Here is a 14,541-nt window from a genome sequence, read left to right on the forward strand (position 1 = left end):
CACCAAAACAATCATTTCAGAACTATTATTCCATCAAAACACTCGTTTCATCAAACCAATCATTCCAGAACTATTATTCCACCAAAACAATCATTTCACCAAATCAATCCTTCCGAAGCAATCGTTTCACCAAAACAATCATTCCAGGACTATTATTCCACCAAACCAATCGTTTCGTCAAATCAATCGTTTCATCAAACCAATCATTCCACCAAACCAATCATTCCACCAAACCAATCATTCCATCAAATCAATCATTCCAAAACTATTATTCCAAAACTATTATTCCACCCAACCAATCATTTCATCAAAACTATTATTCCACCCAACCAATCATTTCATCAAAACTATCATTCCACCAAACCAATCATTCCATCAAATCAATCGTTTCATCAAATCAAGCATTCCACCAAACCAATCATTCCAGAACTATCATTCCACCAAAACAATCATTCCACCAAACCAATCGTTATGTCGCTCAGGAAAATTCAGAAACTACTTGTTGCCAACCGTGGTGAAATTGCCGTGCGCGTGCTGCGCGCCGCGGCGGAATTACGTATCCGCACTGTTGCCATCTTTACGTACGAAGACCGCTACTCCCTGCACCGTTTCAAGGCAGATGAGGCTTACCAGGTGGGCCCTGATGATGCGCCCCTGAAGCCTTACCTGGACATTGAAGCCATCCTGTACCTGGCCAAAGCGGAAGGGGTAGATGCCATCCACCCGGGCTACGGCTTTCTCAGCGAGAACGTGCAGTTTGCCCGCCGCTGCCAGGAAGAAGGGATCATTTTCATTGGCCCGCGGGCGGAAGTAATGGCCCAGCTGGGTGATAAGGTAGCCGCTAAGGCCATGGCCCGCCAGGCCGGTATTCCGATGATTGCAGACAGCCAGTTGCCATTGCTCACGGCCGCCACCGCTTTGCAGGAAGCAGCGCGTATAGGCTTCCCCGTTATTATCAAGGCGGCTGCCGGCGGTGGCGGACGGGGCATGCGCGTGGTGCATACCCCCGCCCTGCTGGAAGCGGCCTGGCTGGAAGCCCGCAGTGAAGCGGAAAAAGCTTTTGGCGATGGAACGGTGTTCCTCGAAAAATTCATTGCCCATCCCAAACACATTGAAGTGCAGCTGCTGGGCGACAACTATGGTAATATTGTACACCTTTATGAGCGCGATTGCTCCGTGCAGCGCCGCTTCCAGAAGGTAGTGGAAATAGCACCCTCGCCCAACCTGCCGGTGCATACCCGCAACGAGATCCACCACTATGCCCTGCAACTGGCCAGGGCCGTGGGGTACAACAACGCCGGCACCGTGGAGTTCCTGGTGGATGAAGACCACCGCGTGTATTTTATTGAAGTGAATCCCCGCATCCAGGTAGAGCATACCGTTACGGAAGCGGTAACGGGTATAGACCTTGTGCGGTCCCAGATCCTCATTGCACAGGGGCATCAGCTGTCAGATCCCGAGATATTCCTGGGCAGCCAGGAGGCGGTGCAGGTGAATGGTTTTGCCATTCAATGCCGTATCACCACGGAAGACCCGGAAAATCACTTCAAGCCGGACTATGGCACCGTGATCGCCTACCGCAATGCCGGTGGTTTTGGCATCCGCCTGGATGAAGGCAGCACGTATTCCGGGGTAAAGATTTCCCCCTTCTTTGACTCCCTGCTGGTAAAGGTAACTGCCTGGGGACGCACGCTGGGAGGGGCTTGCGGCCGCATGCACCGTACCTTACGGGAATTCCGCATCCGCGGGGTAAAAACCAATATGCGCTTCCTGGAGAACGTGATCAACCATGACATTTTCCGCAAAGGCAACTGCACCGTGAGTTTCATAGACCAGCACCCGGAGCTTTTCCACCTGGGGCTTACGCAGGACCGGGGCACCAAGGCCCTGCTGTACCTGGCGGATGTAACGGTGAACGGGCACCCGGATATTAAACACGCCGGCCCACACCGCCGCTTCAGAACGCCCGCCGTTCCTCCATTTGATGCCCGGGAACCTTTTCCCCCGGGCCAGCGGGACCGGCTGAAGGCCATGGGGCGGGAACGTTTTAGTCAATGGCTGCGCAATGAGCAGCCGGTGTATTTTACAGATACCACGTTCCGCGATGCCCACCAGAGCTTACTGGCCACCCGCGTGCGCACCCGGGATATGCTGGCCGTGGCGGAAGGTTTTGCCCGCCAGCATCCGCAGTTGTTTTCCATGGAAGTATGGGGTGGCGCCACGTTTGATGTAGCCTTGCGCTTCCTCCATGAATGTCCGTGGGCCCGCCTGCGCCAGCTGCGCAAGGCCATGCCCAATATGTTGCTGCAAATGCTTTTCCGGGGCACCAACGCGGTGGGGTACGGCGCCTACCCGGAAAGCCTCACTGCTACCTTCATTGAAAAGGCCTGGGAGCAGGGCATTGACGTGTTCCGCATCTTTGATTCACTGAACAATGCAAAGGCCATGGCGCCCAGCATCCGCTTTGTGCGGGAGCGTACGGAAGCCCTGGCGCAGGCGGCTATTTCCTACACGGGCGATGTGCGGACCAGCAGTAAGTATAACCTGCAGTACTACACAGACCTGGCCAAAAGACTGGAGGATGCCGGCGCCCACCTGCTTTGCATCAAAGACATGGCGGGCCTCCTCAAACCCGCGGCAGCGCCCATCCTGGTGCATGCATTGCGCGAAGCGGTACAACTCCCCGTGGTGCTGCATACGCACGATACGTCTTCCCTGCAGGGCGCCACGTACCTCAACGCCATTGACGCCGGTGTAAACGTGGTGGACGTAGCCATTGCAAGCCTGAGCGGGCTTACCTCCCAGCCCAACTTCAATGCCCTGGCAGCCGCGCTGGAAGGGCATCCGCGGGCACAGCACCTGGATGTGCCTTCCCTGAACGCGTACAGTAATTACTGGGAGGATGTGCGGGAATACTACTATCCCTTTGAATCCGACCTGAAAGCCGGTACTGCCCAGGTATATGAAAATGAAATTCCCGGCGGGCAATATTCCAACCTGCGCCAGCAGGCAGAATCCCTGGGCCTGGGAGATAAACTGGAGCTGATAAAACACAACTACCAGGTGGTGAACCAGCTCTTTGGCGACATCATCAAAGTAACACCCAGCAGTAAAACAGTAGGGGATATGGCCCTGTTCATGACCGCCAATAACCTGGACGCGGCGGCTGTACTGGATGAAACCCGCAACCTGGCCTTTCCCGCATCCGTGGTGGATTTTTTCCGGGGAGCGCTGGGCGAGCCTTACGGAGGCTTCCCGGAAAAGTTGCAACGCATTGTCCTGAAAGGGGAGAAGGCTATGCCGGAAGCTCCGGTGGTAGCGGATTTCGACCAGGATATGGCCAGCTTCCAGCTACGTTTCCCGCACACCGATGTGCTGGATTACCTGAGCTACCGCATGTTTCCCAAGGTGTTTGAAGAATACTATCATCACCGCCAGCGCTTTGGCAACGTGGAGTCCATTCCCACGCCAGCCTTTTTCTACGGCCTGAAACAAGGTGAGGAAATACTCATCACCCTCAGCAAAGGCAAAACCATCCTGGTAAAACTGCAATACGTACTGCCGGCCGATGAGCACGGGATGTGCTGGGTGGAGTTTGAACTGAACGGCTATGCGCGCCGCATACAGGTAAGGGACCATAAAGTGAAAAGTATTGTTAAATCGAACCGGAAGGTGGGCAATCCCGGTCACGAAATAGGGGCACCGCTGCAGGGCAAGCTCTCCAAACTGCTGGTGGCCCCGGGCGATAAGGTGATGGAGCGCATGCCCCTGTTTATCATTGAGGCCATGAAAATGGAAACAACGGTAACGGCCACACGCAATGCCGTGATCAAAGCCATCCACCTGGCGGAAGGCGCCATGGTAATGCAGGACGATATGGTGGTGGAACTGCATGAAGCAGGGGCTTCCACGACATCATAACCCGTTGCGAGGGTGGATCCCCGGGCTATGGGCAAAAAGGAAAGGCTGCATCATCACTAACCCGGTAGCATGCGCGCCGTTAAAACGGGGCACTACGGAGGTTAGGCAGGATGCAGCCTTTTTATGGAACGCGAAGCGTTGTGATTAGAATTTTTCGAGACCGCTGAAGAAAAAGTCGCCTTCGATCTGCGCGTTCTCATTGGAATCAGAACCGTGTACAGCGTTGCGGCCGATGGATTCTGCGTATTTCTTGCGGATGGTACCTTCCTCGGCGTTTGCAGGGTTGGTAGCGCCGATCAGTTTGCGGAAGTCTTCCACGGCGTTGTCCTTTTCCAGGATGGCAGCTACGATATGGCCGCTGCTCATAAATTCTACCAGTTCACCATAGAACGGGCGTTCTTTGTGCACTGCGTAAAATTCACCTGCTTTTTCAGCGGAGAGGCGGGTCTGCTTCATGGCTACGATGCGGAAGCCAGCTTTGCAGATCATGTCAAGAATACCACCGATATGGCCGTTCTGCACGGCATCCGGCTTAATCATGGTAAATGTTCTATTGCTCATTGTTATGGATTGTTAAGTGTTGTCTATCAACCGGGGCCATTTATCAACCTGCCCATTTATTCAGGCCGCAAATGTAACCACATTTTTGGACGGTATAAAAAATTTTGAAATACTGGCTTTAATGAAGAACTTCGCACTTCCTTTGCCCTAAAAAGCGAGGGATTACATAGCTAGTAAATAAACAATATTTCAGTTCTGAATGAAGCCGATCGAGGACATCAAACCTTTACTGGAAGCCCCCAAAAAAGTGATCGTTACTATGCACCAGAAGCCCGATGCAGACGCAATGGGCTCTTCCCTGGCCATGTATCATTACTTGCGTAAGCTGGGCCATACGGTAACGGTGATCTCGCCCACAAATTTCCCGGATTTCCTGAAATGGATGCCTGGTTGCGAAGAGGTGATTGATTTTGAATCCATGCAGGATAAAGCCGTGGCGGCTTTGGAACAGGTAGACCTGCTTTTCTGCCTGGACTTCAATACTATTTCCCGTACCAAGAACCTGGCGCCCTATCTGGAGGCGCTCCATTGCGTGAAGATCCTGGTGGACCATCACCTGGAGCCCCAGCCCAACTTCGATTACGGGGTGAGCGATACCACAGCCAGCGCTACCGCACTTTTAATTTACGAGACCATTGTAAAGCTCGGGGATGCGCAGTATATTGACGACGCCATTGCCCAATGCCTGTATGCCGGCACGGTGACCGATACGGGCTCTTTCCGTTTCGCTTCCACCACCAGCCGCGTACACCGCATGGTAGCAGACCTGATGGACCGCGGCCTGAAGCACGAACTCATCCACCAGGCCATTTATGATAACTTCCTGGAAAACCGCCTGCGCTTCCTGGGCCACAGCCTCTTGTACCGCATGGAGGTTTTCTACGAATACAATACCGTGATGATGGCCATCCCGTACACAGATCTTAAGAAATTTGACCTGCAGACCGGTGATACAGAAGGGTTGGTAAACTTTCCCCTGCAGATACAGGGGATAAAAATGGCGGCCCTCATCATAGACCGCCACCAGGAAGTGAAACTGTCTTTCCGCTCCAAAGGCGGTTTTGATGTGAACACCTTTGCCCGCAAATATTTTGAGGGTGGAGGCCACTTCAACGCAGCCGGCGGCCGCAGTACCGATTCCCTGGAACGGACCGTGGAACGCTTCATTAAAGCATTGGAAGAAAACGAAGAGGCACTGCGTTAGGGCTTACAAAACCTACATTAAAACCTGTTAATACTAATACAATCAAATGAAAAAGAACACACTGCTGCTCGCTGCTGCTGCCGGTTTCATGCTGGCCAGCTGCGGTAAAAGCGTTAAAAAGACACCAGGCGGTATCGAATATACCGTGTTCAAAGCCGGCAACGGCCCCCAGCTGAAGGTCGGCGACACGGCGATGATGAATATCACGCAACGTCTGAATGACTCTGTACTGGCCGATTCCCGCAAGATCATCGGCGCACCGGTACCCGTACTGGTACAGAAGTCCGGCGAAAAATACGACCTCATGGAAGGTATCGCCCTGCTGAAAGTAGGCGATAGCGCACGCTTCACCATTCCCTGGGATTCATTGCCTGAGTTTCAACGTCCTCCCTTTGGTAAGAAAGGTGACAAGATTAACATCACCTTTGCCGTGGCTGGCCTCTACAGCCAGTCCGCACAGCGTGCTGCTGATGAAAAAGCCATCCAGGACTACATCAGCACCAACAAGCTGCAGACTACCAAAACGCCCGAAGGTGTATACGTAGCAGTAACTGAACACGGTACCGGCGAAGCGCCCAAAACAGGTGATACCGTGTATGTACACTACACTGGCAAACTGCTGAACGGTAAGGTGTTTGATTCCAGCCTGGATTCTACCCTGCGTCCCGGTATGCCCATCAACCCCATCAAGTTCCCCCTGGGTCAGGGCTTCGTGATCAAAGGTTGGGACGCTGGCCTGGCTACCCTGAAAAAAGGTGACAAGGCCACCCTGGTGATCCCGTCTACCCTGGCTTACGGCCTGCAGGGCAGCCCCCCCGCAATTCCTGCTAACTCTGTACTGGTATTCACCGTACAGCTGGTAGATGTAAAAGCTGGTAAACCTGCCCCCGCTACACCGCCCGCAGCGCCAGCCGTTAAGAAATAGTGATCGTACAACGTATCGCGATAAAAAAAAACGCCGGATGAGTGATCGTCCGGCGTTTTTTGTGTTCTTATGTCTGCGGGCCTGCGGCTGATCACGCATACCCGTCTACCAGCAGCGTATACAACTTACTCTTGAGGTCTTCCGGCGACACATCCATTGTCAACGTTCCATCCTCCGCATAAGAGATCGTGCCCCTTTCTTCAGATACCACAATGGCCAGGTTGTCACTGTGCTCTGTGATACCCACGGCGGAGCGGTGGCGCAGGCCCACGCGGGTAGGCAGGTCCGGGTTATCAGACACGGGGAGGATCACCTTGGCGGCCAGGATGCGGTGCCCCACTACAATGAGGGCCCCATCATGTAAAGGGCTGCCTTTTTCAAAGATACATTCGATCAGGCGGGCGCTCACATTGCTGTCAATGGTGATGCTGGCGGCACTGTCAAACTTTACGCGGTAGGTGGTGGCAATGATAATGAGGGCGCCCACATTCCGGTTGGCCAGGTGGCTGACTGCGGTGACGATCTCGTTGATGACATGTTCTTCCTCGCGGTAGCTTTTAAACTTGTCCGGCAGGAATAACTTGGTGAGAAAACTGTCTTTGCTCAGCGGTGTTTTCTTGCCCAATACCAGCAGGAACTTGCGGATCTCCGGCTGGAAAATAATGATGATGGCAATGATGCCCACGTTGATAAAGTTCTGCAGGATGTTACTGAGAATGGGCATTTCCAGGAAACGGACCAGGAAGTACACGGCATACACCACCAGCAGGCCCAGGAAAATATTAAAAGCCAGGCTGCCCTTCAGCAGCCGGTATAATTGTATCACCAGAAATACCACCAGCAACAGGTCCAGTACATTCAACCAGCGAAAATCCATTCCATAAAAGTGAATCACATCCTTCATATCGTAAAAATAGCAATTAGCGTTGAGTTATAAATTTTCCTGGTGTTTCCATAATTCCTGGAAAATGGGACCGTGGGCGCGCAGGTATTCAAAACTGCCTTCCTCCACGATACGGCCCTGGCGCAGTACATACACATAATCAAAGAGCCGCAGCAGGTGCAGGCGATGCAGGGAGGAGATCACCGCTTTATCTGCAAAGGCACGGAACAGGTCTTCATAGATCAGCATTTCCGTTTTGGGATCCACGCTGCTCGTAGGTTCATCCAGCAGTACCAGCTGGCTGTCGCGCGCAGCCAGGATGCCCAGGGCCAGTGCCAGGCGTTGTTTCTGGCCGCCGCTCAGGTTCACTCCCTTCTCCCGGATGTCTGATTGCATACCCATGGGAAGCTGCGCCACCACTTCGGCAAAGTGCGCCCGCCGGGTCACTTCCTGCACCGCTGCATCCGGGAAAGGCAGCCCCAGCGTGATGTTGTACGCAATGGTGTTTTCAAAGATCTCCGGTTCCTGTGGAAAGAGCGTCACCGATTCATTTACCGTATCCAGCAGCATGGGCTGCCCGTCTACGTATAGGCTTGCCCGTTCGGGGGTATACAGCCCGCGCAGCAGGGAGAGAAGCGTACTTTTACCACTGCCGCTTTCACCAATAAACGCAATACGTTGTCCCCGGCGGATGTCCAGGTGGATATGTTGCAGGCTTTGAGGCCGCTCCATGTCTTTGGCGTGATGGGAGAATTGCAGGTCTTCCACGCGGATGTGCTGCCAGCGGGCCGGCAGGGCAGGGGCTTCATCCGGCCGGTGCTGTGCGGCATAGGCCTCGCTGATCAGGGACGCCGTTTCAATGGCGGTATTGTATTGCACGATCTCCGTGTACTGCCAGGTAATATCCTGGAACACGCTCGTAAAATTATTGACAAACCCCAGCAGTGTTACCAGCCCGGCCACATTGAACAGGGTGCCTGGCGTCCAGTGCTGGTACACGTAGCCAAACGTGATCACGCAATAGATCAGGCCAATGGTATTATCGGCCGTAAACCACTTCCATTCATTGATGCGGGCCGAGCGCGAAAACGGGCGCAGGATGGCATGCACCTTAGCCATCAAACCCTTTTCCACGCTGCTTTCCAGCCGGAGCGTGATCACGGTCATAATATTGGACAGGGTATCAAACAAAGTGGCCGATACGGTGTGCTCTCTTTCATTCACTTCCTCCTCCGCCTTGATAAAAGGCTTGTCAAACCGGATCACCACCAGGATCACGCCCAGGCCCATCAGGATGCCAATGGTACCATACAATGGAGAGAAATACAGCATGGCGATCACGGAGAACAGGAACTTGGCCAGCGCATGCAGGTACATAAACCCCCGGTCAAAGAACTGGCGCAGCGACTCATACGCCTTGCGCACCCGGTTAATGGTAGCCCCGCTGTGATTATCCTGGTGCCACTTCACCGGCAGGTGCAGTACCTGGTGATACCGCTCCTGCAGGAAATTCCGGCTCAGGTTAAACGCCAGGTGCCTTTCCATAATGCGCGCAGGCCCGTGAAAGGCCCACACCGCCAGCCGGAAGAAGAGGTACAATCCCACATAGATCAGCGTATACCTTAAAATATGTTGTGTGTCATGCTGCAGCTTTCCTACCAGCCACCCTAAAATGATCGGGTTAGCCGCGTCGCAGGCGTTGGAACAAATGAAAAGGAAGTAGGTGAATACGTACCGCTTCCGCTCATTGCGCGCATATTTCCAGGCGGTGCGCAGGAGGTTGATATATGGGTTTTTCATGTTAAAGCTGTCTTGGGCCCCAGGTCCCGTGTCAGGTCTCTTTATTACATATTGGCGTTACCATGATGTTTGGCTACCCGTTAAACGGTACATCGGACATAAGACCTGGAACCTAAGGCATCTCCTTCATCAGCCCCACCAGCTTCACCGCCTCCATGGCGGCGGATACATCGTGTACACGCAGCAGGTGTGCGCCCCGTTCCAGGGCCAGGGTATTGAGTACGGTGGTGCCGTTGAGTGCTTCCTGGGGTGTGCTGCCCAGTACTTTGTAGATCATGGATTTGCGGGAAACGCCCACCAGCAGCGGGACTTCCAGGATATGAAATGCTTCCAGGTGTTTGAGCAGGGTATAGTTGTGGGCAATGGTTTTGCCAAAGCCAAAGCCAGGGTCAATGATCACATCGTCAATGCCGGCGGCCTTGCAGGCAGCTATCTTTTGTACAAAGTAGTCCAGCACTTCTTTTACCACGTCCCCGTATTGCGGGTTATGCTGCATGGTGTCCGGCGTGCCCTGCATGTGCATAGCCATGTACGGCACTTTAAGGGCGCCCACGGTGGACAACATAGCGGCATCCAGGTCGCCGGCGCTGATGTCGTTGATAATGGCCGCACCGGCTTCCACGCAAGCGGCGGCCACGCTGGCATAAAAAGTATCGATGGAAATGATGGCATCAGGGTGGGCCTGCAAAATGGCCCTGATGGCGGGCAGCAGGCGTTCCACTTCTTCGGGGGCACCCACTTTGGTGGCGCCGGGCCGGGTGCTTTGTGCGCCCAGGTCCAGGATGGTGGCGCCCTCTGACAGCAGGCGGCCGGCTTTGGTCACCACATCGGCCAGGGCACGGGTACGGCTATCTGCAAAAAAGGAATCGTCGGTCACATTGATAATGCCCATCACGCGGGGCTGGGAGAGGTCCAGTAATTTTCCCCCGCAGCGGATGGTAAAATCACCCCGTAAAGCTGTATTTTTGAAACTGCTATGGGCCAAGGCGGTATGTTTTGGTCTTGCAGCAAAGGTAGGCATTCACGCCTGCTTTTAACCTGTAAAATAAGTGAGAAGGCAGGCCGCTGCGCAAGCGGGGCCGCCATTAGGCATTATGAAACAAACGCTCCATCAATACCAGCAGGCCCTGGATGGCTGTAAAGAGATCTTCCTGAAAAAAGCGGCCGACTACGGCACTTCCTGGCGCGTGCTGCGCCCCATTTCCGTGGTGGACCAGCTTTTTATCAAGGCACAACGCATCCGCAATATCCAGGAGCTGGGCGTGCAGAAGGTGGAAGACCGCATTGACAGCGAGTTTCAGGCCATCGTGAATTATGGGATCATTGCCCTCATACAGTTAGACAAGCCGGAAGGGAACCCTTACGAAGACATGCCCCTGCCCGAGGTGCAACAGCGCTACGAGGCCAAGGCAGCCTTCGTACAACGTGTGATGGAAGCCAAGAACCACGACTACGGCGAGGCCTGGCGCGACATGAGCCAGGAATCCTTCGTAGACCTCATCCTGACAAAACTTTTACGTATTAAACAAATTCTCCGCAACGACGGCAAAACCCTGGTTTCCGAGGGCATAGACGCCAACTTCGTAGACATCATCAATTATGCCCTCTTTGCGCTGATCAAAATAGCAGAAGCATAAGTATCCTTTAATCACCACCAGAACCAACTAATCCACTATCGATGAAACTACTCCTGAATATCTTGCGTATTGTCGTAGGCGTGCTGTTCATTTTTTCCGGCCTGGTAAAGGCCAATGACCCGCTGGGCCTTGCTTACAAGATGGACGAATTCTTTGAAGCCCTGCACCTGGTGTTCCTTTCGCCCTACTCCCTGTACCTGTCTGTATGCCTGAACGTACTGGAGATCCTTTGTGGCGTGGCCATGATCTTTGGCTATGCCATGCGTTTTTTCTCCAGCCTTATCCTCATACTTATTACCTTCTTCACCTTCCTCACCGCTTATGCCCTCTTTTCCGGTAAGATCCGCGAGTGTGGCTGCTTTGGGGATTGTATTCCTTTATCTCCCCAGGCTACTTTCTGGAAAGACGTGGCCCTGGAAGTAATGATCATCATCATTTTCCTGTACCGTAAGACCATCACCTCCCTGCTGGGGCGCAATGGCTCCATCATGGTGCTGCTCACTACCTTCCTGGTCTCCATCGGCGTGCAGCTGTATGCTTTGCAGCACCTGCCTTACGTGGACTGCCTGGCTTATAAGATAGGCAATAACATTCCCGAGAAAATGAAACTGCCGCCCGGCGCCACACCCGATGTGTATGAAACAGTGCTGATCTATGAAAAGAACGGCGAACGCAAAGAATTTACGACCGATAATTTCCCCTGGCAGGATAGCACCTGGAAGTACGTGGACCGCCGCGATAAACTGGTGAAGGAAGGCAATGCCGTACCGGCTATCAAAGACTTTTCCCTCAAGGACTTTGATGGAGGCGATCATACCCAGGAACTACTGGCTGAAACCAAGCCGGTGTACCTGCTGATGGTGCAGAACGTGCATGAAGCAGGCGAGGACTGGGAAGAAAGCATCCGCAACCTGCAGCAACAACTGCGGGCCGGCAAAATAGAACTGGTAGGCGTTACCGCCTCCGCCAAGCCGGATGTGGATACGTTCACCGCCCATCGCGGGTTATTGTTCCCTTTCCTGTCTATGGATGCTACGGCCATTAAAACAGCGGCCCGCAATAATCCTACACTTATACTGCTGGACAAGGGTACCATCCGGGCCAAGTGGGCCTACCGGGATTTCCCGTCCTTTAAAAACTAAGGCGCTATGTTCCTGCTGCGCAAACTGTTTTATGGGCTGCTGGTGCTACTCGGTGTAGTAGTGCTGGTATTCCTGCTCTTCAACGTGCTGCCCGGCGATCCTGCGCGGCTCACGCTGGGGCAGCGGGCAGACGTGGCATCACTGGAAAACGTGCGCAGGGAACTGCACCTGGATCAGCCCCTGCCCGTGCAGTTTGCCTGGTACCTTAATGATCTTTCCCCCCTCTCTTATTATGATCCCGCCAGGGCGGATGCCGAACTGCGCGTGCTGCGCATCCTCCCGCTGGGACAGGGCAGGGCCATTGTGCTGAAAACGCCCTACCTGCGCCGCTCTTACCAGGGTAAAAAAGGCGTGTGGGAAATACTCACCGAGGCCATGCCCGGCACACTGGTGCTGGCGCTTACGGCCATGCTGTTTGCCACGGTGGTGGGCATTGCCCTGGGCGTGCTGAGCGCTGTGAAGCAGCACACCTGGATGGACACGGGCGCCATTTTTGCCAGTGTGGCCGGTATTTCCATCCCCTCGTTCTTTGCCGGCATCGTGCTGGCTTACCTGCTGGGTTTTGTCTTCACCAATATCACCGGACTGCACATGACAGGCAGCCTCTTTGATGTGGATGCCTTTGCCGGCAGGCGCCTGAACCTGCGCAATCTTATTTTGCCCGCGCTCACCCTGGGCATCCGGCCCCTGGCCATTATTACCCAGCTCACGCGCAGCGCCATGCTGGACGTGCTGAAGCAGGACTATATCCGCACCGCTTACGCCAAGGGGCTGGCTCCCGGCCGCGTCATTTTCCGCCACGCCCTGCCCAATGCCCTGAACCCCGTGATCACCGCCATTACCGGCTGGCTGGCAGAGCTGCTGGCAGGCGCCTTTTTTGTAGAATACATCTTTGGCTGGAAAGGCATTGGCAAGATCACCGTAGATGCCCTGAGCAAATTTGACTTTCCCGTAGTGATGGGGGCGGTGCTCTTCACCGCCTTCCTGTTTGTACTGATCAATATCCTGGCGGACCTGCTGTACCAGTGGGTGGACCCGAGGGTCAGGTGAGAAAAATCGTACAACGTACAGCGTACAGTGTACAACGTACCGCCCCCGTTTTGAGGTGGGCGGTCGTAATCCGGCCTGTGCTGGGAGAGATATTGTACGTTGTATGCGCCGCCCCGGGGCGAGTTGAGATTGTACAGCGGTGCTGCCCGTTTTTGAGGGACAGTGGTTGTAATCTTGCCGTTGCCGGAAAAAGTACGTTGTGCGTTGTACACTGTACGTTGTACAATTGACTGAAAATCAATTCTAAAAAAAATCCTTCCTTTTTTGTAACAAAGGATTTTTGCAGTCGTCTTCTTATTGTAACGCCGCTGATGAGGTAGATTTGGGAAGGAGGCGGACGCAAAAATAAAATCCGATTTGATCCGTATGTCTTTACAACTTTTTCTTTCCCAGGTAATGCCCGTGCAGCAGAAGCTGTTCCGCTTTGCTTACCGTTTGCTGGGTAACGAGGAAGATGCAAAGGATATTACCCAGGATGCACTGATGAAAGTATGGCACCAGCAACAGAAGATGACCGAGCTGGAAAATGTGGAGGCATGGTGCATGCGCATTACCCGCAACCTGGCATTGGATAAGATCAAATCAAAGAAGTACCGTGTGGCAGACGACCTGGAACGGGCCGCCTCCCTGCCGGAAACGGACGCAAAAAATCCCCACGCTGCCACGGAGCAGCAGGACCTGATGAAACGGGTACATGCTACCATCAACGCCCTGCCGGAAAAATTCCGCCTGGTGATGCAGCTGCGGGACATGGACGGATTCTCTTACCAGGAGATCGCGGACATGCTGGAAATTAATGTTAACGAAGTAAAAGTGAACCTGCACCGAGCGCGCTTAAAGGTGCGGGAACAACTTAAAAATGTGCATGCATATGGATTACAGTAACATCAGAGCCTTGTTGGACAAATACTGGGAAGGAGAAACTTCCCTGGAAGAAGAAGCCCGGTTAAAACAGTTCTTCGCAACAGCGCCGGAAGGCCTGCCGCAGGACCTGCAGGAAGCTGCCCCTTTGTTCCAGTATTTTGACCTGGCCACGCCACAATTTGAATTACCTGCCGCCGAGCTGCAGGCCCACCTGGAAAAGCCGCCCGCTGAAGCCCCGGTGATCAAAATAGGCTTCCTCCGCAACTGGATGCAGTATGCCGCCATGCTGGCCATTGCCCTGGGAATAGGTTACGGGATCCAACGTCATATGGATGCCGGTGACAATGCCGGTACACCACCTACAACTGCCGCAAATCCTTCCTTCCGCCAAAGTGAAGAGGGCAAAGTGCCAATTGGTGAGCAAGAGGCTTACGCCGAAACTAAAAAAGCCTTGCTGCTGCTGTCTAAAAACCTGAACAGGGGCAAGCAGGAAATGGCAAAGTTGAACGTGATCAACGAAGCCACAGACAAGGTGAAAGCAAATTAAACAGGCC

At 53.7% G+C, this 14,541-nt stretch carries 12 protein-coding genes; 8 read left to right on the forward strand and 4 right to left on the reverse strand.

All coding sequences use genetic code 11. The features are described 5' to 3' along the window. The first annotated feature begins 471 nt into the window (after positions 1-471). Positions 472-3,921: a pyruvate carboxylase gene (locus DCC81_RS22195; protein WP_205686408.1), complete on the forward strand. Its 3,450-nt coding sequence runs from the start codon at positions 472-474 to the stop codon at positions 3,919-3,921. A gap of 144 nt (positions 3,922-4,065) precedes the next feature. Here DCC81_RS22195 and DCC81_RS22200 read toward each other — a convergent pair whose 3' ends face one another. Beyond that, positions 4,066-4,482 carry a nucleoside-diphosphate kinase gene (locus tag DCC81_RS22200; protein WP_108688860.1) on the reverse strand — a complete coding sequence of 139 codons (417 nt, stop codon included), beginning with the start codon at positions 4,480-4,482 and terminating at the stop codon, positions 4,066-4,068. Between the two features lie 199 nt (positions 4,483-4,681). Between DCC81_RS22200 and DCC81_RS22205 the strand changes: the two genes are divergently transcribed. Together DCC81_RS22205 and DCC81_RS22210 are read left to right on the forward strand one after the other, a co-directional pair. Next, positions 4,682-5,686 (forward strand): DHH family phosphoesterase, encoded by a 1,005-nt coding sequence (locus DCC81_RS22205; protein ID WP_108688861.1) that lies wholly within the window; start codon positions 4,682-4,684, stop codon positions 5,684-5,686. Positions 5,687-5,732: 46 nt separating this feature from the next. Continuing rightward, entirely contained in the window at positions 5,733-6,611 is an 879-nt protein-coding gene (locus tag DCC81_RS22210; protein WP_108688862.1) for an FKBP-type peptidyl-prolyl cis-trans isomerase, read from the forward strand. Between the two features lie 91 nt (positions 6,612-6,702). Here the strand turns inward: DCC81_RS22210 and cdaA are convergent, their stop codons facing one another. The 3 genes from cdaA to folP form a co-directional block, all read right to left on the reverse strand. Then, a complete protein-coding gene (gene cdaA, locus DCC81_RS22215) occupies positions 6,703-7,515 on the reverse strand; it encodes a diadenylate cyclase CdaA (protein WP_108688863.1) in 813 nt (270 codons plus the stop codon). 27 nt (positions 7,516-7,542) lie between these two features. Then, on the reverse strand, positions 7,543-9,294 hold the full coding sequence (locus DCC81_RS22220; RefSeq protein ID WP_108688864.1) for an ABC transporter ATP-binding protein: 1,752 nt from the start codon (positions 9,292-9,294) through the stop codon (positions 7,543-7,545). A gap of 112 nt (positions 9,295-9,406) precedes the next feature. After that, entirely contained in the window at positions 9,407-10,279 is an 873-nt protein-coding gene (folP, locus tag DCC81_RS22225; RefSeq protein WP_240613047.1) for a dihydropteroate synthase, read from the reverse strand. A 109-nt stretch (positions 10,280-10,388) separates the two neighbouring features. Here folP and DCC81_RS22230 point away from each other — a divergent pair, with 109 nt between their 5' ends. The 5 genes from DCC81_RS22230 to DCC81_RS22250 all read left to right on the forward strand — a co-directional run bounded on the left by DCC81_RS22230 (position 10,389) and on the right by DCC81_RS22250 (position 14,534). Then, positions 10,389-10,931 (forward strand): DUF1599 domain-containing protein, encoded by a 543-nt coding sequence (locus DCC81_RS22230; protein ID WP_108688866.1) that lies wholly within the window; start codon positions 10,389-10,391, stop codon positions 10,929-10,931. A gap of 41 nt (positions 10,932-10,972) precedes the next feature. Then, a complete protein-coding gene (locus DCC81_RS22235; RefSeq protein ID WP_108688867.1) occupies positions 10,973-12,073 on the forward strand; it encodes a BT_3928 family protein in 1,101 nt (366 codons plus the stop codon). Between the two features lie 6 nt (positions 12,074-12,079). Beyond that, entirely contained in the window at positions 12,080-13,123 is a 1,044-nt protein-coding gene (locus DCC81_RS22240; RefSeq protein ID WP_108688868.1) for an ABC transporter permease, read from the forward strand. Positions 13,124-13,489: 366 nt separating this feature from the next. Further along, positions 13,490-14,008 (forward strand): RNA polymerase sigma factor, encoded by a 519-nt coding sequence (locus tag DCC81_RS22245; RefSeq protein WP_108688869.1) that lies wholly within the window; start codon positions 13,490-13,492, stop codon positions 14,006-14,008. After that, positions 13,995-14,534, forward strand: coding sequence for a hypothetical protein (locus tag DCC81_RS22250; RefSeq protein ID WP_108688870.1), 540 nt, complete (start codon positions 13,995-13,997; stop codon positions 14,532-14,534). The genes DCC81_RS22245 and DCC81_RS22250 overlap by 14 nt, the downstream gene beginning before the upstream one ends. Positions 14,535-14,541 lie beyond the last annotated feature (7 nt).

Source organism: Chitinophaga parva, from assembly GCF_003071345.1.
Classification (GTDB): domain Bacteria; phylum Bacteroidota; class Bacteroidia; order Chitinophagales; family Chitinophagaceae; genus Chitinophaga; species Chitinophaga parva.

Excerpts from the sequence above, each read along its gene's own strand:
- DCC81_RS22195 (WP_205686408.1), top strand. The coding sequence starts at position 472 with ATGTCGCTCAGGAAAATTCAGAAACTACTTGTTGCCAACCGTGGTGAA.
- DCC81_RS22230 (WP_108688866.1), top strand. The coding sequence starts at position 10,389 with ATGAAACAAACGCTCCATCAATACCAGCAGGCCCTGGATGGCTGTAAA.
- DCC81_RS22205 (WP_108688861.1), top strand. The coding sequence starts at position 4,682 with ATGAAGCCGATCGAGGACATCAAACCTTTACTGGAAGCCCCCAAAAAA.
- DCC81_RS22235 (WP_108688867.1), top strand. The coding sequence starts at position 10,973 with ATGAAACTACTCCTGAATATCTTGCGTATTGTCGTAGGCGTGCTGTTC.
- cdaA (WP_108688863.1), bottom strand. The coding sequence starts at position 7,515 with ATGAAGGATGTGATTCACTTTTATGGAATGGATTTTCGCTGGTTGAAT.
- DCC81_RS22250 (WP_108688870.1), top strand. The coding sequence starts at position 13,995 with ATGGATTACAGTAACATCAGAGCCTTGTTGGACAAATACTGGGAAGGA.
- DCC81_RS22210 (WP_108688862.1), top strand. The coding sequence starts at position 5,733 with ATGAAAAAGAACACACTGCTGCTCGCTGCTGCTGCCGGTTTCATGCTG.
- DCC81_RS22200 (WP_108688860.1), bottom strand. The coding sequence starts at position 4,482 with ATGAGCAATAGAACATTTACCATGATTAAGCCGGATGCCGTGCAGAAC.
- DCC81_RS22245 (WP_108688869.1), top strand. The coding sequence starts at position 13,490 with ATGTCTTTACAACTTTTTCTTTCCCAGGTAATGCCCGTGCAGCAGAAG.
- DCC81_RS22240 (WP_108688868.1), top strand. The coding sequence starts at position 12,080 with ATGTTCCTGCTGCGCAAACTGTTTTATGGGCTGCTGGTGCTACTCGGT.
- DCC81_RS22220 (WP_108688864.1), bottom strand. The coding sequence starts at position 9,294 with ATGAAAAACCCATATATCAACCTCCTGCGCACCGCCTGGAAATATGCG.